Source organism: Micromonospora sp. NPDC049101, assembly GCF_040648675.1.
Classification (GTDB): Bacteria; Actinomycetota; Actinomycetes; order Mycobacteriales; family Micromonosporaceae; genus Micromonospora.
The window spans coordinates 202,765-218,334 of record NZ_JBEZED010000007.1 but is presented as its reverse complement, the minus strand read 5'-3'; the positions used below and the strand labels follow the sequence as shown (position 1 = coordinate 218,334).

General features: G+C 72.7%; 18 protein-coding genes. 8 read left to right on the top strand and 10 right to left on the bottom strand.

Going from position 1 to position 15,570, the window contains the following annotated elements:
• Positions 1 to 149 precede the first annotated feature (149 nt).
• Both AB0B57_RS12455 and AB0B57_RS12450 read left to right on the top strand, forming a co-directional pair.
• Entirely contained in the window at positions 150 to 917 is a 768-nt protein-coding gene (locus AB0B57_RS12455) for an SDR family oxidoreductase (RefSeq protein WP_357068282.1), read from the top strand.
• Between the two features lie 129 nt (positions 918 to 1,046).
• The gene (locus AB0B57_RS12450; RefSeq protein ID WP_357068280.1) at positions 1,047 to 1,844 is read left to right on the top strand and encodes a class I SAM-dependent methyltransferase; all 798 of its coding nucleotides are present in this window, start codon (positions 1,047 to 1,049) and stop codon (positions 1,842 to 1,844) included.
• A gap of 236 nt (positions 1,845 to 2,080) precedes the next feature.
• Here AB0B57_RS12450 and AB0B57_RS12445 read toward each other — a convergent pair whose 3' ends face one another.
• Positions 2,081 to 3,163, bottom strand: coding sequence for a UDP-N-acetylmuramate dehydrogenase (locus AB0B57_RS12445; protein WP_357068278.1), 1,083 nt, complete (start codon positions 3,161 to 3,163; stop codon positions 2,081 to 2,083).
• Between the two features lie 69 nt (positions 3,164 to 3,232).
• Here AB0B57_RS12445 and AB0B57_RS12440 point away from each other — a divergent pair, with 69 nt between their 5' ends.
• The 4 genes from AB0B57_RS12440 to AB0B57_RS12425 all read left to right on the top strand — a co-directional run bounded on the left by AB0B57_RS12440 (position 3,233) and on the right by AB0B57_RS12425 (position 6,777).
• On the top strand, positions 3,233 to 3,991 hold the full coding sequence (locus AB0B57_RS12440) for a maleylpyruvate isomerase family mycothiol-dependent enzyme (protein ID WP_357068275.1): 759 nt from the start codon (positions 3,233 to 3,235) through the stop codon (positions 3,989 to 3,991).
• Between the two features lie 278 nt (positions 3,992 to 4,269).
• Positions 4,270 to 5,277: a LacI family DNA-binding transcriptional regulator gene (locus AB0B57_RS12435; RefSeq protein ID WP_357068273.1), complete on the top strand. Its 1,008-nt coding sequence runs from the start codon at positions 4,270 to 4,272 to the stop codon at positions 5,275 to 5,277.
• A gap of 188 nt (positions 5,278 to 5,465) precedes the next feature.
• On the top strand, positions 5,466 to 5,879 hold the full coding sequence (locus tag AB0B57_RS12430; RefSeq protein WP_357068271.1) for a RidA family protein: 414 nt from the start codon (positions 5,466 to 5,468) through the stop codon (positions 5,877 to 5,879).
• A gap of 1 nt (position 5,880) precedes the next feature.
• On the top strand, positions 5,881 to 6,777 hold the full coding sequence (locus tag AB0B57_RS12425) for a GNAT family N-acetyltransferase (protein WP_357068269.1): 897 nt from the start codon (positions 5,881 to 5,883) through the stop codon (positions 6,775 to 6,777).
• 51 nt (positions 6,778 to 6,828) lie between these two features.
• Here AB0B57_RS12425 and AB0B57_RS12420 read toward each other — a convergent pair whose 3' ends face one another.
• On the bottom strand, positions 6,829 to 7,344 hold the full coding sequence (locus tag AB0B57_RS12420; protein WP_357068267.1) for an O-acetyl-ADP-ribose deacetylase: 516 nt from the start codon (positions 7,342 to 7,344) through the stop codon (positions 6,829 to 6,831).
• Between the two features lies 1 nt (position 7,345).
• On the bottom strand, positions 7,346 to 8,137 hold the full coding sequence (locus tag AB0B57_RS12415) for an EI24 domain-containing protein (RefSeq protein WP_357068265.1): 792 nt from the start codon (positions 8,135 to 8,137) through the stop codon (positions 7,346 to 7,348).
• 63 nt (positions 8,138 to 8,200) lie between these two features.
• On the opposite strand from AB0B57_RS12415, the gene AB0B57_RS12410 reads away from it, so the two are divergent.
• The gene (locus AB0B57_RS12410; RefSeq protein WP_357068263.1) at positions 8,201 to 9,169 is read left to right on the top strand and encodes a WYL domain-containing protein; all 969 of its coding nucleotides are present in this window, start codon (positions 8,201 to 8,203) and stop codon (positions 9,167 to 9,169) included.
• Here the strand turns inward: AB0B57_RS12410 and AB0B57_RS12405 are convergent.
• The 6 genes from AB0B57_RS12405 to AB0B57_RS12380 all read right to left on the bottom strand — a co-directional run bounded on the left by AB0B57_RS12405 (position 9,160) and on the right by AB0B57_RS12380 (position 13,530).
• Entirely contained in the window at positions 9,160 to 10,074 is a 915-nt protein-coding gene (locus AB0B57_RS12405; protein WP_357068261.1) for an SDR family oxidoreductase, read from the bottom strand. The genes AB0B57_RS12410 and AB0B57_RS12405 overlap by 10 nt on opposite strands.
• A 46-nt stretch (positions 10,075 to 10,120) precedes the next feature.
• Positions 10,121 to 10,858: an alanyl-tRNA editing protein gene (locus tag AB0B57_RS12400; RefSeq protein WP_357068259.1), complete on the bottom strand. Its 738-nt coding sequence runs from the start codon at positions 10,856 to 10,858 to the stop codon at positions 10,121 to 10,123.
• 11 nt (positions 10,859 to 10,869) lie between these two features.
• Complete coding sequence (locus AB0B57_RS12395; RefSeq protein WP_357068257.1) at positions 10,870 to 11,757, bottom strand: alpha/beta hydrolase; 888 nt, start codon at positions 11,755 to 11,757, stop codon at positions 10,870 to 10,872.
• Entirely contained in the window at positions 11,754 to 12,068 is a 315-nt protein-coding gene (locus AB0B57_RS12390; protein WP_357068255.1) for a DUF2516 family protein, read from the bottom strand. The genes AB0B57_RS12395 and AB0B57_RS12390 overlap by 4 nt, the downstream gene beginning before the upstream one ends.
• A 71-nt stretch (positions 12,069 to 12,139) precedes the next feature.
• Entirely contained in the window at positions 12,140 to 12,910 is a 771-nt protein-coding gene (locus AB0B57_RS12385) for a hypothetical protein (protein ID WP_357068253.1), read from the bottom strand.
• Entirely contained in the window at positions 12,907 to 13,530 is a 624-nt protein-coding gene (locus AB0B57_RS12380) for a helix-turn-helix transcriptional regulator (protein WP_357068251.1), read from the bottom strand. Before AB0B57_RS12380 ends, AB0B57_RS12385 begins: the two co-directional genes overlap by 4 nt.
• A 111-nt stretch (positions 13,531 to 13,641) precedes the next feature.
• Between AB0B57_RS12380 and AB0B57_RS12375 the strand changes: the two genes are divergently transcribed.
• Positions 13,642 to 14,439: an alpha/beta hydrolase gene (locus AB0B57_RS12375; RefSeq protein ID WP_357068249.1), complete on the top strand. Its 798-nt coding sequence runs from the start codon at positions 13,642 to 13,644 to the stop codon at positions 14,437 to 14,439.
• Between the two features lie 145 nt (positions 14,440 to 14,584).
• Here the strand turns inward: AB0B57_RS12375 and AB0B57_RS12370 are convergent, their stop codons facing one another.
• Positions 14,585 to 15,544, bottom strand: coding sequence for an asparaginase (locus AB0B57_RS12370; RefSeq protein ID WP_357068247.1), 960 nt, complete (start codon positions 15,542 to 15,544; stop codon positions 14,585 to 14,587).
• Positions 15,545 to 15,570: the final 26 nt, after the last annotated feature.

The following is a 15,570-nucleotide window of genomic DNA, read 5'->3' as shown; positions in this document are numbered from 1 at the left end:
AACCTGTACGCCAGGTGTCATCTTCCCCATCGGGCTTCGGAAATTCCCCGGCGCGGGTCCCGGGGGTGACGGACCTCATCACCGCACGCCCATCGATGGCCGCCCCGCCCGGTCCGCTCGGGTCCCACGGGCGGGGGGACAATGTCGCAATGACCCCTGTCGCCATCGTCACCGGAGCGTCCAGCGGAATCGGCGCGGCCACCGCCCGCCGACTCGCCGCCGAGGGCTTCCACGTGCTCGCCGCCGCCCGTCGCGCCGAGCGGCTCGCCGACCTGGTCGCCGACATCACCGCCGCCGGCGGGCAGGCCACCGCCGTGACCTGCGACATCACGTCGGACGAGTCGGTGGCCGGGCTGGCCGAGGCCGCCGCCCAGGCCCCCGGGCCGGTCACCCTGCTTGTCAACAACGCCGGCGGGGCGCGCGGGCTGGACCCGGTGGAGTCCGGCTCGGTCGCCGACTGGCAGTGGATGTACGACGTGAACGTGCTCGGCACGCTGCGGGTCACCCAGGCGCTGCTGCCGGCGCTCGAGGCGTCCGGCTCCGGCACCATCGTGGTGGTCTCCTCGACCGCCGGCCTGACGGTGTACGAGGGCGGGGGTGGCTACGCCGCCGCGAAGCACGCGCAGACCGCCATCGCCGGCACGCTCCGCCTGGAGTTGTGCGGCCGACCGTTGCGGGTGATCGAGATCGACCCGGGCATGGTGCAGACCGAGGAGTTCGGGCTGGTCCGCTTCGAGGGTGACGTGCAACGGGCCGCCGCCGTCTACGCCGGGGTGCCGGGGCCGCTGGTGGCCGAGGACGTCGCCGACTGCATCGCCTGGTGCGCCACCCGCCCCGAGCACGTCAACATCGACCGGCTGGTGGTCCGGCCGCGGGCGCAGGCCGCACAGCACAAGGTCCACCGGGTCGGTCAGTGAAGCGCGAGGAGTGAGCCGGGTCTGCGAGCCCCGCAGTCGCGAACAGAGACGACGCCGTGAAGCGCGAGGAGTGAGCCGGGTCTGCGAGCCCCGCAGTCGCGAACGAGCGCCGACCGGGCAGGGTGCGGAGTGAGCGGCGGGGCACGGCGCCGGCCGTTCGGTGTGGTCACGCGTGGCACGACCAACCCGAACCGGCTCCGTCGGGTGGACAACTGGATCGTCGCCACCTGCGCCGACCGACTGTTGGCGGCGGAAGACCCCCTGGTGGTCGACCTCGGCTACGGCGCCAACCCGGTGACCGCTGTGGAGTTGCGCGCTCGGCTGGCGGCGGGGGTTCGTCCCGACGTACGGCTGGTGGGGTTGGAGATCGACCCGGCCCGGGTGGCCGCCGCGGCCCCGGCCGCCGATCCGCCCAGCCTGACGTTCGCCCGGGGTGGGTTCGAGTTGGCCGGGCTCCGGCCGGTGCTGGTCCGCGCGTTCAACGTGCTTCGACAGTACGACGAGAGCGAGGTCCCGGAGGCCTGGCGGACGATGACTGCCGCGCTCGCCCCGGGCGGGGTGCTCGTCGAGGGCACGTGCGACGAGTTGGGGCGGCTCGCCAGTTGGCTGCTGATCGACGCCGACGGCCCACGGACGCTGACCCTGGCCGCGAAGCTCACCACGCTGGTCAGCCCTGCCGAGTTGGCCGAGCGACTGCCCAAGGCGCTGATCCATCGCAACGTCCCCGGTGAGCGGGTGCACGATCTGATCCGCGCCCTGGACGACGCCTGGCAGGCCGCCGCCCCGTACGCCACGTTCGGCCCCCGCCAACGATGGCTGCGAGCGGTAACGCGTCTCCGCGAGTCAGGCTGGCCCATCCTCAACAACCCCACCCGCTGGCGCCAGGGCGAACTAACCCTCCCCTGGCCCCTCCCCACCCTCCCGTAACCCACCCGCCCCGCCCACCCCTCGCCCACCCGCGCCTCGCCAGCCCGACCGCGTTGATCATGGAGTTGTGGTGGCCGCTTTAACCCCGATCGGGGTAAACGTCCCCCACCACAACTCCTTGATCGACAAGAGCGGGGGGTGGGGGTGGGGTGGGGTGGGGTGGGGTGGGGTGGGGTGGGGTGGGGTGGGGTGGGGTGGGGTGGGGTGGGGTGGGGTGGGGTGGGTTTGGGGTGGGGTTAGAGGGTGCAGTTGATGAGGACTGGTTCGGGGTGGAGGGTTACGCCGAAGCGGGCCTGCACCGTGTCGCGGATGTCTCGGGCCAGGGTGAGCAGGTCGTCGGTGCTGGCCGTGCCGCTGTGGTTGGTCAGGGCGAGGGTGTGCTTGCTGGAGATCGAGACTCCGCCCTCGCCGGGGTGCCCCTTGGTGAAACCGGCCTTGTCGATCAGCCAGGCCGCGCTCACCTTGACCAGGCCGTCGGCTCCCGGCCAGGCGGGCGGGTCGCCCAACTCGGCGGAGCGCTCCAGGAGCAGCTCGTACGTCGCCTGGTCCAGCACCGGGTTGGTGAAGAAGGAACCGACCGAACGAGTGTCCGGGTCGGTGGCGTCGAGCACCATGCCCTTGCCCGCGCGCAGCCGCAGCACCGCCGCTCGGGCGTCCGCCAACGGCACCTGGTCGCCCACCTCGACACCGAGCGCACGCGCCAACTCGGCGTAGCGCACCGGGCCGGAGAGCGGGGACCGGGTGAGTCGGAAGTCGACGGACAGCACCACCCAGCGGTCCCGGTACTTGAAGATGCTGCCCCGGTAGGCGAACCCGCAGTCGGCGGCGGGGATGGTGTGGCGGGCGCCCTCGACCCGGTCGTACACCTCGACGCCGGTGATCGTCTCGGCGACCTCCTGGCCGTACGCGCCGACGTTCTGGATCGGGGTGGCGCCGGTCGAGCCGGGGATGCCGGAGAGGCATTCCAGCCCGGCCCAGCCGTTGGCCACCGTGGCGGCGACCAGGTCGTCCCACGGCTCACCGGCGTCGACCCGTACCGTGACGGATTCGGCGTCCTCGGCGACGACGCTCAGGCCACGGGAGCGCACCAGCACGACGGTGCCGGCGAAGCCCGGCTCGCCGACCACGACGTTGCTGCCACCGGCCAGGATCAGGACCGGCTCGTCCGCGGCCCGGACGGCCCGGACGATCTCGTCGGCACTGCCGGCGGTCACGATCCGCTCGGCCGGCCCACCCATCCGTAGAGTGGTGTAGTTGGCCAGTGGACCGGGGATGGCACGATCGGCTTCGGTTGTCGGCTGGGCGGAGGCGTCTGGCACGCCCTTCACCTTAGGCTGACTGATAGCCGTGGCACCCACTGGTCGCCCGGCACCCCCGGGAGGATGGCGATGAGCAGACTGCAGGGCAGCAAGGATTTCTGGATCGGTGCGCTCCGAGCGGAGGGCCCGGCGTTCGCGGCGGCGGTGGCCGAGGCACCGCCGGAGACACCGGTTCTGTCTTGTCCGGGCTGGACGGTCAACGACCTCACACTGCACCTCGCTGGCGTCTACCACTGGGTTTCGTCGTTCGCCGGGTCCGGCCAGACCGCTCAGCCGGCCCGCCGGGAACCGCTTGCGGCGGACCCGGGCGTGAGCCCGCTCCAGCTGTGGCAGCAGGGGTACGACAGGCTGATGACCGTCTTCGACGGGCTCGACCCGGAGGCACCGGCGTGGAACTGGGCCCCGCAGCCGAAGAAGGCCGGCTTCTGGCCGCGTCGGATGGCGCACGAGACGGCTGTGCACCGGTGGGATGCCCAGCTCGCCATCGCCGCCGGTGATCCGGTGGAGGCGAAGCTCGCGGCCGACGGGGTGAGCGAGGTGCTGGACACCTGGCTGCCGGCGGGTCGGCGGCGGACGCCGGGCGACTGGCGCGGGGTGGTGCAGCTCACCGCGACCGACGCGGCTCAGGAGTGGTATTTGCGGCTGCGCGGCGAGGGGGTGGCGCTGCTCGACACGGCGACCATCTTCGATCACGACGATCATCACGCTCGGGCGCAGGTCAGCGGCACGGCGAGCGACCTGTTGCTGGCGCTCTGGGGCCGGGTGAGCTTCGAGACGCTTGTCGTTGCCGGCGATCGTGCCCTGCTGGACGGCCTGCGGGCCAAGTGATCGATTCGGCATGATCGAGGGCGTCACCCCGCCGGGTGGCGCCCTCGATCGGGTCGGGAGTCGTGGACCCGAGAGAGCGCTCTCTTGACAGGGCGTGCCGCATCGGCCACCCTCGGCGGGGCGCTCTGCCGTGGCGGTCTTCTCGTATGGTCATTCCTGGACACCTCTACTGGGCCGAGGGTCACCGCGAACGGTTCGGGACGCGGCGCGTCGACCACCTGACCCAGCGGCGCGGGGTGTTTCCCGGAACGGGCTGTGACGAGCGGGGGGAAGGCACGATGACGACGGCGCAACGGCCGACGCTCGAAGCGGTGGCGGCGCGGGCCGGGGTGTCCCGGGCCACCGTGTCCCGAGTGGTCAACGGCTCCACCACCGTCGCCGAGCCGATCCGGGAGGCGGTCACCCGGGCCGTCGCCGAGTTGGGGTACGTGCCCAACCTCGCCGCCCGCAGCCTGGTCACCCAACGCACCGACTCGGTCGCCCTGGTCATGCCGGAGGCGGCCACCCGGGTCTTCTCCGACGACCAGGTCTTCCCTGGCATCATCCGCGGCGTCAGCCAGGAGCTGGAGGCGGCCGACAAGCAACTGGTGCTGATGCTCGCCGGCTCACCGGCCGGGCACCACCGGGTCGAGCGGTACACCACCGGCCGGCACGTCGACGGGGTGCTCTTCGCCTCGCTGCACGGTGCCGACCCGCTGCCCGGCACGCTCGCCCGGCTCGGCATCCCGGTGGTGGTCAGCGGCCGGCCGCTCGGCGACGTGCCCGTGCCGTACGTCGACGTCGACCACGTGGCCGGCGTGACCGCGGCCATCCGACACCTGATCAACAGCGGTCGTCGGCGGATCGCCACCATCGCCGGCCCGCAGGACATGGTCGCCGGCATCGAACGGCTCAGCGGTTACCGCAGCGCGGTAACCGACGCGGGGCTGCCCGAGCTGATCGCCGTCGGTGACTTCACCCGGGAGTCCGGGTCGGCGGCGATGCGTCAACTGCTCACCGAGCACCCCGACCTGGATGCCGTCTTCGCCGCCTCCGACCTGATGGCACACGCCGCACTGCGGACGCTGCGCGAAGCCGGCCGGCGGGTGCCGGAGGACGTCGCCGTGGTCGGCTTCGACGACATCGAGACCGCCGCGTACACCGAGCCACCGCTGACCACCGTCCGGCAGCCGATCGTGGAACTCGGCCGGCGGATGACCCGTCAACTACTCAGGCTGGCCGCCGGGGAGACGATCGAGCAGGCGGTCATGCTCCCGACCGAACTGATCCGCCGCGCCTCCGCCTGACCGGTCGCACCCGCCCGAACGCGGCCCCGCGTGCCGCGTGCCCGCGGCAAGATCCGCACAACTTCGGGGTTGTTGGCGCCTCACGGCGTCCGGAGGCACCAACAACCCTGAAGTTGCTGCCTCCTCGGCGTGCCGGGCGCGGGCTTAACTCCTCGCTGCGGCGGGCGATCATCGTTAGCCTCGCCACCATGCCTGATCATGTCGCGTTGCTGCGCGTCCCCGCACTATCCGACGTCGCCGAATACGCGTACGCGGCCACCGTCGAGCCAACCGCCCGACTGGTCTTCACCGCCGGCGCGTGCCCGCTGGACGCCGAGGGTCGCACCGTCGCGCCGGGCGATCACGCCGCACAGGCCCGGCAGGTGCTGGCGAATCTCCAGACCGCCCTCGCGGCGGCCGGTGCCACCCGCACCGACGTCGTCAAGACCACCGTGTACGTGGCGTCCTCCCGGCAGGCCGACCTGGTGACCGTCTGGGAGGTGGTGCGCGACTTCTTCGGCGACCACGACCCGCCCAGCACCCTGCTCGGCGTCACCGTGCTCGGCTACCCCGACCAACTCGTCGAGGTCGAGGCCGTCGCCGCCGTACGGGCGGGGGCCTGACATGCGGATCCGTGTGGCGCAGCCGGACGACGCCCCGGCGGTGGTGGCCCTGCGGGCGACGGTCTTCCCGTACCTCGTGCGCGGGGTCGAGTCGACCCGGAAGATGATCGCCGAGCCGCCGCCCGAGGAGGACTGGACCGCGTTCGTCGCCGAAGCCGACGATCGCGTGGTCGGTTGGGTGTCCGCCGAACGCATCGGGACGACCGCAGCGGCGGACGTCGGTGGCATCAACCTGCTGCACGTGCACCCGGAGCACCGGCGGCGGGGCATCGGGACGGCGTTGCTGACCGCCGCGACCGACTACCTCCGCCCGTTGGGAATCCGCCGGGTACGTGCGATGGCACTGCCGGATGCGCTGCCGTTCGCCCGTCGACACGGCTACGAGCCCAGCCGAGAGGTTCGCTACTCGGCGCTCGACCTGAATCCGGCACCCGCGCTGCCCGAGCCTCCCCCCGGCGTACGGCTGCGTCCGATCGCCGATGTGGACCCGCACCTGCTGTACGTGGCGGACGTGGCCTCGGCCGTCGACGAACCGAGCGACGTGCCGGTCGACGCGAAGAGCTACGAGAGCTGGCAGTACGACGTGTGGGACAACCTCGGGCTGGACAAGACGGCCAGCGTCGCCGCCGAGGTCGACGGCGTGGTGGCCGCCTTCAGCCTCGTGAAGCGGGACGGGGACCGGATGTGGTCGGACTACACGGGCAGCGTTCCGGCGTACCGGGGACGTGGACTGGCCCGGCTGGCCAAGACGGCGGCGCTGCACCGAGCGGCCGCCAACGGCGTGCGCGTCGCGTACACCTCGAACGACGAGGCCAACGCGCCCATGCTGGCGATCAACGCCCGCCTGGGCTACCGACCGGTGACGTCCCAGTGGTCCTGCCTGGCCGACCTGACCTGATCGAGGCGGGAGCGGGCGCGGGAGCAGCGGGCGCGGCGGCGGGGGCCGCCGTCAGGCAGCGTCGAAGAGCTGGCGGGCTGTCGCGTGGGTGTCGGCGCCGAACAGCACCAGGCGTGCCCCGGTGACGGCGACCGGCGTGGCCGAGCGCAGCACCGACAGCGCCTGCCGGACCGCGTCGTCGAGCGGCCAGCCGTAGATGCCGGCGGAGATCAGCGGGAACGCCACAGTGGACGCGCCCAGGTCGTCGGCCACCCGCAGGCTGTTGGCGTAGCAGTCGCGCAGCAACGCCGACCGGTCCTCGCTGGCCGACCAGACCGGCCCGACGGTGTGGATCACCCAGCGGGCCGGCAGCTCCCCGGCAGTGGTCGCCACCGCCTGACCCGTGGGCAGGCCCCTGCCGTAGTGGGACGCCCGCAGCGCCCGGCACTCGGCCAGGATGGCCGGCCCGCCGCGCCGGTGGATCGCGCCGTCGACGCCACCGCCGCCGAGCAGGGAGGAGTTCGCGGCGTTCACGACGGCGTCCACCCGCTGGGTGGTGATGTCCCCCTCGACCAGGGTGATCTCCATGTCAGTCCCTCTCGATCGATTGGCCCAACGATCGACGGGCCAGCAGGGTGGCACCGGCGACCGCCGCCGGCATGATCAGCACCGCGCCGAGCGGGATGAGGAAGCAGAGGAAGACCGCCACCCCGAAACCGAGCGAGGTGGCTCGGTCGGTCTTCAGGATCGTCCGGCGCTGCGGCAGCCGCATCCCCCGCCGGTAGAACGGTGCACCGACCAGCTCCACGGCGAGGAACCACCCGCCTACCGCCGCCCCGATGACCGGAACGACAGTCTGCCCGACCACCGGGATGAAGCCGGCGAGGAACAGCGGAATCCCGACCAGCGCCGTGAGCGCCACCAGCCGTACCGAGTCGGCGAGGCTGCGACGCAGCGACGACCAGAAGGGCACGTCCACCGCGCCGGGCGTGCCGCCGTACCGCTGCTCGACCTGCTCGGAGATCTTTTCGTAGAACGGGTCGCCGATGACCAGGGTCACCGCGGTGAAGGTGAGCACTCCGAGCAGGCCGCCAACCCCCAGGAAGGCCAGCCCGGCAATCACCCGGACCAGGCTGCGGGAGGTGCTCGACCAGCCGTCGGCGAACGGGGTGACGAGCGCGGCGAGGTCGTCCACGAAGTACACGAGCGTGGCGAGCGCGGCCAGGAACAGCGCACCGGAGATCAGCGCCGGCACGATGCCGAGCAGCATCAACCCCGGGCTGCGGACGTAGAGGCCCAGCCCACGCAGGAGCAGCCCCGCCCCGGCGAGGAAGCGTCCGACGACCCCGGTCACCGGGCTGGCGATTCTGCTGGCATCCACGATCGAGCAGCCTAGCGAGCGGTGATCGGATCCGCCCGACGGTGAGCGGGGCAGGATGGGCGGGTGCGTGCCTCCCGACTGATCTCGTTGCTGTTGCTGTTGCAGTCGCGCGGATCGATGACCGCGAGCGAGCTGGCGCGGGAGTTGGAGGTCTCCGAGCGGACCGTCTACCGGGACGTGCTGGCCCTCTCCGCCGCCGGGGTGCCGGTGTACGCGGACCGGGGTCGGGCCGGCGGTTACCGGCTGCTCGGCGGCTACCGCACCCGACTGACCGGGCTGACCCGGGACGAGGCGGAGGCGCTCTTCCTCAGCGGCCTACCCGGGCCGGCCGGCGAGATGGGCCTCGCCGACGCGGTCGCGTCCGCCGAGCTGAAGGTGCTCGCCGCACTGCCACCCGCCCTGCGCGACGCCCCGGCCCGTACCGGGCAGCGGTTCCACCTGGACGTACCGGGCTGGTTCCGGGAGACCGCGCCACCGCTCTGGCTTCCCGAGCTGGCCCGGGCGGTCTGGGCGGACCGGGTGGTGGAGTTGCGCTACCGGCGCGGCGACCGGGAGGTGAGCCGCCGGGTCGAGCCGTACGGACTGGTCCTGAAGAGTGGGGTCTGGTATCTGGTCGGCCGGGTCGGCGACGGTGTGCGCACCTACCGGGTGGACCGGGTCACCGGGGTCGAGGTGGGCGAGGAGCACTTCGACCGCGACGGGGGCTTCGACCTGGCCGGGCACTGGCGCGAGCAGGCCGGGTCGTTCCTGCGGACCATGCTGCGGGCCGAGGTCGCCGTCCGGCTCAGCCCCGCCGGCCTGCGCCAGCTCCGGCACCTGGTCGATGCCCCCTTCGTGTACGACGAACTGGTCGCCGCCGCCAGTCCGCCCGACGGGCAGGGCTGGGTGGTGGCCCGGCTGCCCGTCGAGTCGGTCCAGGTGGCGTACCACCAACTGCTGGGGCTCGGCCCCGAGGTGGAGGTGCTCGATCCACCCGAGCTGCGGAAGCTGTTCGCCGAGGCGGCCGACCGCCTCGGCGCGCTCTACCGGTAGCCGGTGACGTCCGCCGGCTTACCCGCGTCGACCACCTCGGTGATGTAGCGGAAGCCCTCTGGTTGGCTGCCGTCGAGGTCGGTGAACCCGTACACCTTGGACAGCGTGCCGGCGTCGACGGACCTGCCGCTCCAGCGGTCCTTCTCCTCGTCGGCGGCGAGCGCGGCCACCGCCCGGCCGACGAAGGCCGGGGTCTCCGAGATGAGGAAGTTCGGGTCGGTGGCGGCACCGTCGCGCCAGTTGTCCTCGGTGACGCCGAAGTGCTCCAGCATCGCCTCGGAGCGGATCCACCCGGGGGTGAGCGCCACCGCCGTGCAGCCGTGCGGCTTCAGCTCGTGCGCCTGGCTGAAGGCGAGCCGGTTGACCGAGACCTTGGCCAGGTCGTAGAAGACCGACAGCCGGTAGTTCTCGTCGTTGTACGCCTTGGTCCCGTCGCCCATCTCCACCACCAGACCGCCGGGCTTACGGATCAGCAGGGGCAGGGCGAAGTGGCTGGTGATGATGTGCGTGTCGATGGCCAGTCGCAGGGTGCGGAAACCCGCCTCCAGCGGCTGCTCCCAGACCGGCTTTTCCCAGGTCACCAGGGGGTCGCCGCCCCAGATGTCGTTGACCAGCACGTCGAGTCGGCCCTGCTCGGCGTCGATCCGGGCGACCAGGTCGCGGACCTGTTCGGGCACCAGGTGGTCGACCCGCACGGCGATGCCGGTGCCGCCGGCCGCGGTGACCAGCTCGGCGGTCTCCTCGATGGTCTCCGGCCGGTCCATCTCCGAACGGCCGGCGCGGCTGCTGCGACCGGTGGCGTAGACGGTGGCACCAGCGGCGCCGAGCTGGACGGCGATCTGCCGGCCCGCACCCCGGGTGGCACCGGCGACGAGCGCGATCTTTCCTACGAGCGGCTGTGTCATACCTGCGAGATTGTCAGCGATACCTGACAACCGCCGTCCGAATTTGTCAATCGACAAGTCGGACGCGTACCCGGCGGTTGGCCCGGCCCTTGCTCTCCACCTTGACCACCTGCACCTTGCCGATCTGCGCGGTGGACGCGACGTGGGTGCCGCCGTCGGCCTGCACGTCCAGCCCGACGATGTCGACGATCCGGACCTCCTGCTCGTCCGGCGGAATGAGGTTGGACTGGGTACGGATGATGTCCGGCAGGGCCAGCGCCTCGGTACGCGGCAGCACCCGGGTGGCGACCGCCCGGTCGGCGGCCACCTCGGCGTTGACCAACTCCTCGATGCGGCTCTTGAAGTCCGGGGGCACCTCGGGGAGGTTGAAGTCCATCCGGGCCTCGCCCGGCTCCATCGAGTTTCCGGTCACCAGCGCGCCGAAGTCGCGGAACACCACACCGCAGAGCACGTGCAGGCCCGAGTGGGTACGCATCAGCCGGCTGCGGCGCTCGTCCTCCAGCGCGCCGACGACCTCGGTGCCGGCCGGCGGCAGCGGGTCACCCTCGGCGGGGATCAGGTAGAGGTCGTCGCCCTTGCGGGTGCCGACGATCCGGGTCTGCACGCCCTGCCACAGCAGCACGCCGTGGTCCGGTGGTTGGCCGCCGCCGCCCGGGTAGAACGCCGATCGGTCCAGCACGATGCCCTGCTCCGGGTCGGCGTGCAGGACCGTACAGGTCCACTCGCGCAGGGTCGGGTCGGCGAGGTCGAGTCGGTGTGTGCGGCCGTGTTGTGTGACACCCATGACAGGGCACGTTACTCGTTGAGGAAGCCGGCGATGCGCTCCCGCAGGTCGGCGCGCTCCGTCCAGAGGACGCCCGGCCTGTCGTACACGTGCAGGGTGGCCTGCGGCAGCGCGGCGGCGAGTCGCTCGGCGACCTCGACCGGATGCAGGTCGTCGCCCACGCAGCCGATGACCAGCGCCGGCGCGGTGACCGCCGCCAGGTCACCGATCTGGCGCAGCGACGTCTGCGCCGCGAGCGTGGCCAGCCCTCCGGCCAAACCGTCGCGCAGCAGTTGGTCGAGCCGCTGCCGCAGGTACGCCCAGCCGGCCGGAGTGTTGCGCACCGCCGGGGGCATCTCCAGGGAGACGACGTCGGCGACCGCCGACGCGTCCCCGCTCTCCACCGCCTCCAACAGACCCATGATCCGTTCGTGGGCGACCGGCCCGCGCGGCTCGTCGAGCGCCGCCGGCAGGAAGAAGACAAGCTTCTCGAAACGCTCCGGGCTCTCCGCGAGCAGGCGACAGAGGGCACCCGCACCGAGGCTCGCGCCGAACGCCCGGCTGGCCCCGCCGAGGTCCGCGATCGCGCGCAGATCCCGGGCCAGGTCCAGGTAGTCCCACGACCCGTCCGGGGCATCGGAACGGCCGTGCCCCCGGAACTGGAAGAACACCTTGCGGCCGGTCACCCCGCTGCCGAACGGGCGGGTGGTGGCGATGCCGTTGCCCAGCCCGTGCGCGAAGACGGTGACCGGGTTACCGGTGCCGGTGACCAACCGCTCCAGCCGTACGTCGTGCGGGGTGGTGACCAGCTCGGTCTCCGGCTCCGGCAGCGCCGGTCGGCCGGTCCGCGGCCCACCGGGGCCGGGGCCCCAGGTGCGGGGCCCGCTGTCCGGTGGGGGTGGCCAGCGGAAACCTCTCACCAGGACCCTTTGCCGTCACCGAGTTCGCGGAGGCCGACTCGGACATCGAGGAGGTAGATCAGACCGGCGGCGATGCCGACAAGTCCGAAGAGGCTGATCGGGCCGAAGCCGAGCAGGGTGAGCACGAGGCAGACCGCCAGGATGGCGATCCAGCCGCCCTTGGGTAGCGTGCCGATGGCCGGGAAGGCGTCGGAGCGCTGCGTGATCGCGTGCACCAGGGCGACACCCTGGACGATGAGCGCGAAGACGAGCAGGATCAGCTGGATCACTTCACGGACGGCGAAGGCGAAGATCGGCGCGGCGTTGGCCATGCCGGCAAGTTTATGTCCACGACCCCGGCTACGTCCGACAAGGACGCCGCCGGGGTCGTCGACCGGTCGAACTACTCGGCCGCCGGGCGGGTCCGCTTGGTGGCCCCGGGCAGCTTCGCCGACGGGGTCGCGGCCGGCTTGGGGGCCTTCGGGGCACGGGCTGCCTTCTTGACGGCGGCCGGCTTGGCCTCGGCGATCTCCGCCACGTCGGCCGGGGTCGGCACGTCGGCCGGGGTCGGCACCTCGGTCGGGGTCGGCACCTCGGTCGGGGTCGGCACCTCGGTCGGCGCGGTGGCCGTGGCGGCGGGGGCCGTGGTGACGGGCGTCACCGCCTGGGTGGCCTCGATGTCGGCGTTGACCGTCTCGGCGGCCTCCAGCACACCGGCGCCGACGACCCGCTCACCACGGGCGACAAGCGCACCGTACGCGGCGAAGGCCCGCTCCTGGGCGGCCTGCGCTCCCGCGAACACCATGATGGCGTTGCGGGTCGCGGCGGCACGCAGCTTGTCCAGGTCGGTGACCTCGCGCAGCTTGGCCAGGTCGGCAACCTCGCGGAGCTTGGCCAGGTCGGCCGACTCGCGGAGCTTGGTCAGGTCCAGCTCGGCCTGCGCCCGGTCGCGCAGCGTCCCGGCCGTCTCATTGGCGGTACGCAGCGTCTCGGTGGCCTTCTGACGCAACTCGAAGCCGGTCAGCACGGCCCGACCACCCAGGTCGGCGACGACCCGGGTGCCGAGGACGCCGACCACGGCGGGCAGCTTGCGCAGCTGCTCGATGGCCAACTCACCGGCTCCGGCGGCGGCGTAGATCGGGGCGGGGATGCGGTTGGTCTTCGGCTCGCTCATGACGTCTCCTCTTCGGCCGCCGCGGCGGCCTTCTTCTCGGGGGTGCTGGTGCTGCGCGGGGCGGGGGCGGCGCCCGCCTCGGTGACGGCAACCGACTCGAGCACGGCCTCGGTCGGGGTGCCGCCTGCGGTGGTGGGGCCGGTGGCGGCCAGGTTGGCCACGTCGGCGGGCTGGTCGGCGACGTCGGTCGGGGTGGTCGAGCCGGTCGGGGCGGTCGGGGCGGTCGGGGCGGTCGCGCCGGTGCCCTCGCCCTCGGTGTCGGCCCGGGCCTCGGCCAGCCGGGCGTTCTCCCGACGGAACGTCTCGTAGATCTGGCTGAGCGACTGCTTCTGGGCCATCGTCAGGTCGGCGTCCACGGCGATGGCGGCGAGCACGCCGTGGCCTTCCTTGTCGTCGAGCAGACCGGCGCGCAGGTACATCGCGGGGGTGGACACCCGCAGCGCGCTCGCCAGTTGCTGAAGCACCTCGGCGCTCGGCTTGCGCAGGCCGCGCTCGATCTGGCTGAGGTACGGATTGCTGACCCCCGCCTGCTCGGCGAGCTGCCTCAGCGAGATCTTGGCGTTGCGCCGCAGATCGCGGATGAACCCGCCGACGTCGGGAAGGTCCTTCGGTGTGGCCATGACAGCGACGCTAACCGGCCGCGCTAGCTCTTGCAAGCAAAACGCTAGCCATAGTTAGCGACGTCTCAGCACCCGTTTGCGCACCGCTTCGCCGATCCGTACGGTCCGTTCGTGCACAAGATCACAGTCAATGGAGCAAGCATCGCGTACGACGAGGCCGGCACGGGTTCGCCCGTCGTGCTGCTGCACGCCGGCATCGCCGACCGGCGGATGTGGCGGGGGCAGCTGCCCGCGCTCGCCACCCGGCACCGGGTGATCGTTCCGGACCTGCGCGGCTACGGAGATTCTGAGCTGCCCCCGACCCCGTTCGCACACCACGACGACGTGGCCGGGCTGCTGGACGCGCTCGACCTGCCCCGGGCCGCCCTGGTCGGCTGCTCCTTCGGCGGGTCGGTCGCCATCGACACCGCGCTGGCCCACCCCGACCGGGTGAGCGCGCTCGCGCTGTTCGACACCGCGGTCTCCGGCAACGAGTGGTCCGAGGAGGCCAACGACCTCTGGGACAGCCTGGTCGGGGAGGTCGATCCCGACGACTTCGTCGCCGGGGCGGCCGGCGAGGTGCGGTTCTGGGTGGTGGGCCCGGCCCGCCGACCGGAGGACGTCGACCCGGAACTGCTCGCGTTCGCGCAGGAGATGGACCAGCGCGCCCTCGCCGCCGAGTTGGCGCTCGGCGCGGTCGAGGTGGGCGAGCTGACGCCACCGGCGATCGGCCGCCTCGGCGAGCTGAGGATCCCCGTCCTGGTCACCGCCGGTGCCGCGGACGTGCCGGACATCAGTCGACTCGCCGACCGGATCGCCGCCGAGGTCCCCGGCGCGGTACGACTGCCCGACGTGCCGGACGCCGCGCACCTGCTGCCGCTGGAGCGTCCGGAGCCGGTCAACGCCGCACTGCTCGACTTCCTGAGCTAAGGCCCGCAGCAGGCCCGGCCGCGGCGACGTCAGGCGGCCGAGAGCACCACCCGCCGGCGGACCTACCGCGACGAGCGCTACACCCGTGCGGTGTAGCGTTCGTTCCGGGCGTTGGCCGCCGAGCCGGGCCGCCGGACCGGTGGTGTCACCAGAGCGGGCGGACCGCGCCGACCGGGACCCCGCCGCCGAAGAGCGGCACCTCCGCGTACTCGGTCAGCACCGGCGCGTCCACGCCGAGCCGGCGCAGCGCGGAGACCAACACCGGCATCCGGGCGCGGTCGGCACCGTCGTCGATCTTCAGCGCGACGGCGCCGACGCCCGGTAGCGCCACCGCGAACACGCCCTCGGCACCGACCTTGGCCAGCAGGCCCGGGACGCCGCGCATCAGCCGGGTGTCGTCGGCCTGGGTGCCACCCACGATCTCCGGGTGCGCGCGCATGGCATCGGCCACCGCGCGCGGCGCCGAGCCAGGCTCGGCGTCGACAAGCCGGAGGTACGCCCCGGCCAGGCCGGTCAGCGACACGGCGAGCACCGGGGCGCCGCAACCGTCCACGCCCACCGCCGCCGCCCGCTCGCCGGTGAACTCCTCGATGGCCGCCCGCAACCGCTGCTGCAACGGGTGCTCCGGCCGCCAGTAGCCCTCCTGCGGCCAACCGGCGGCCGCGCAGGTCAGCAGCATCCCGCTGTGCTTACCGGAGCAGTTCATCTGCACCCTGCTCGGGCCGCCACCGGCGCGCAGCACCGCCTCCCGGGCGGCCGTGCCCACCGGCAGGTCGGGCGGGCAGTGCAACGCTTCCGCGTCCAGCCCGGCGCGCTCCAGCAGCGCACCGACCCGGGCCAGGTGGAAGTCCTCACCCGCATGGCTCGCCGACACCAGGGCCAGGTCGGCCGGGTCGGTCAGAACCAGACCGGCCCGAAGCATCCCGATCGCCTGCATCGGCTTGCTGGCCGACCGGGGAAAGACCGGCGAATGCACGTCCCCGGCGGTGGCCACCGGCACACCGGCGGCGTCCAGCACCACCACCGAGCCGCGGTGCGCACCCTCCACGAACCCGGACCGGACCACCTCGGCGAGCGGCGCGCCGCCCTCGTACGTCTTCGTCACGCGCTGGACGGTACCGACGGTCCCGG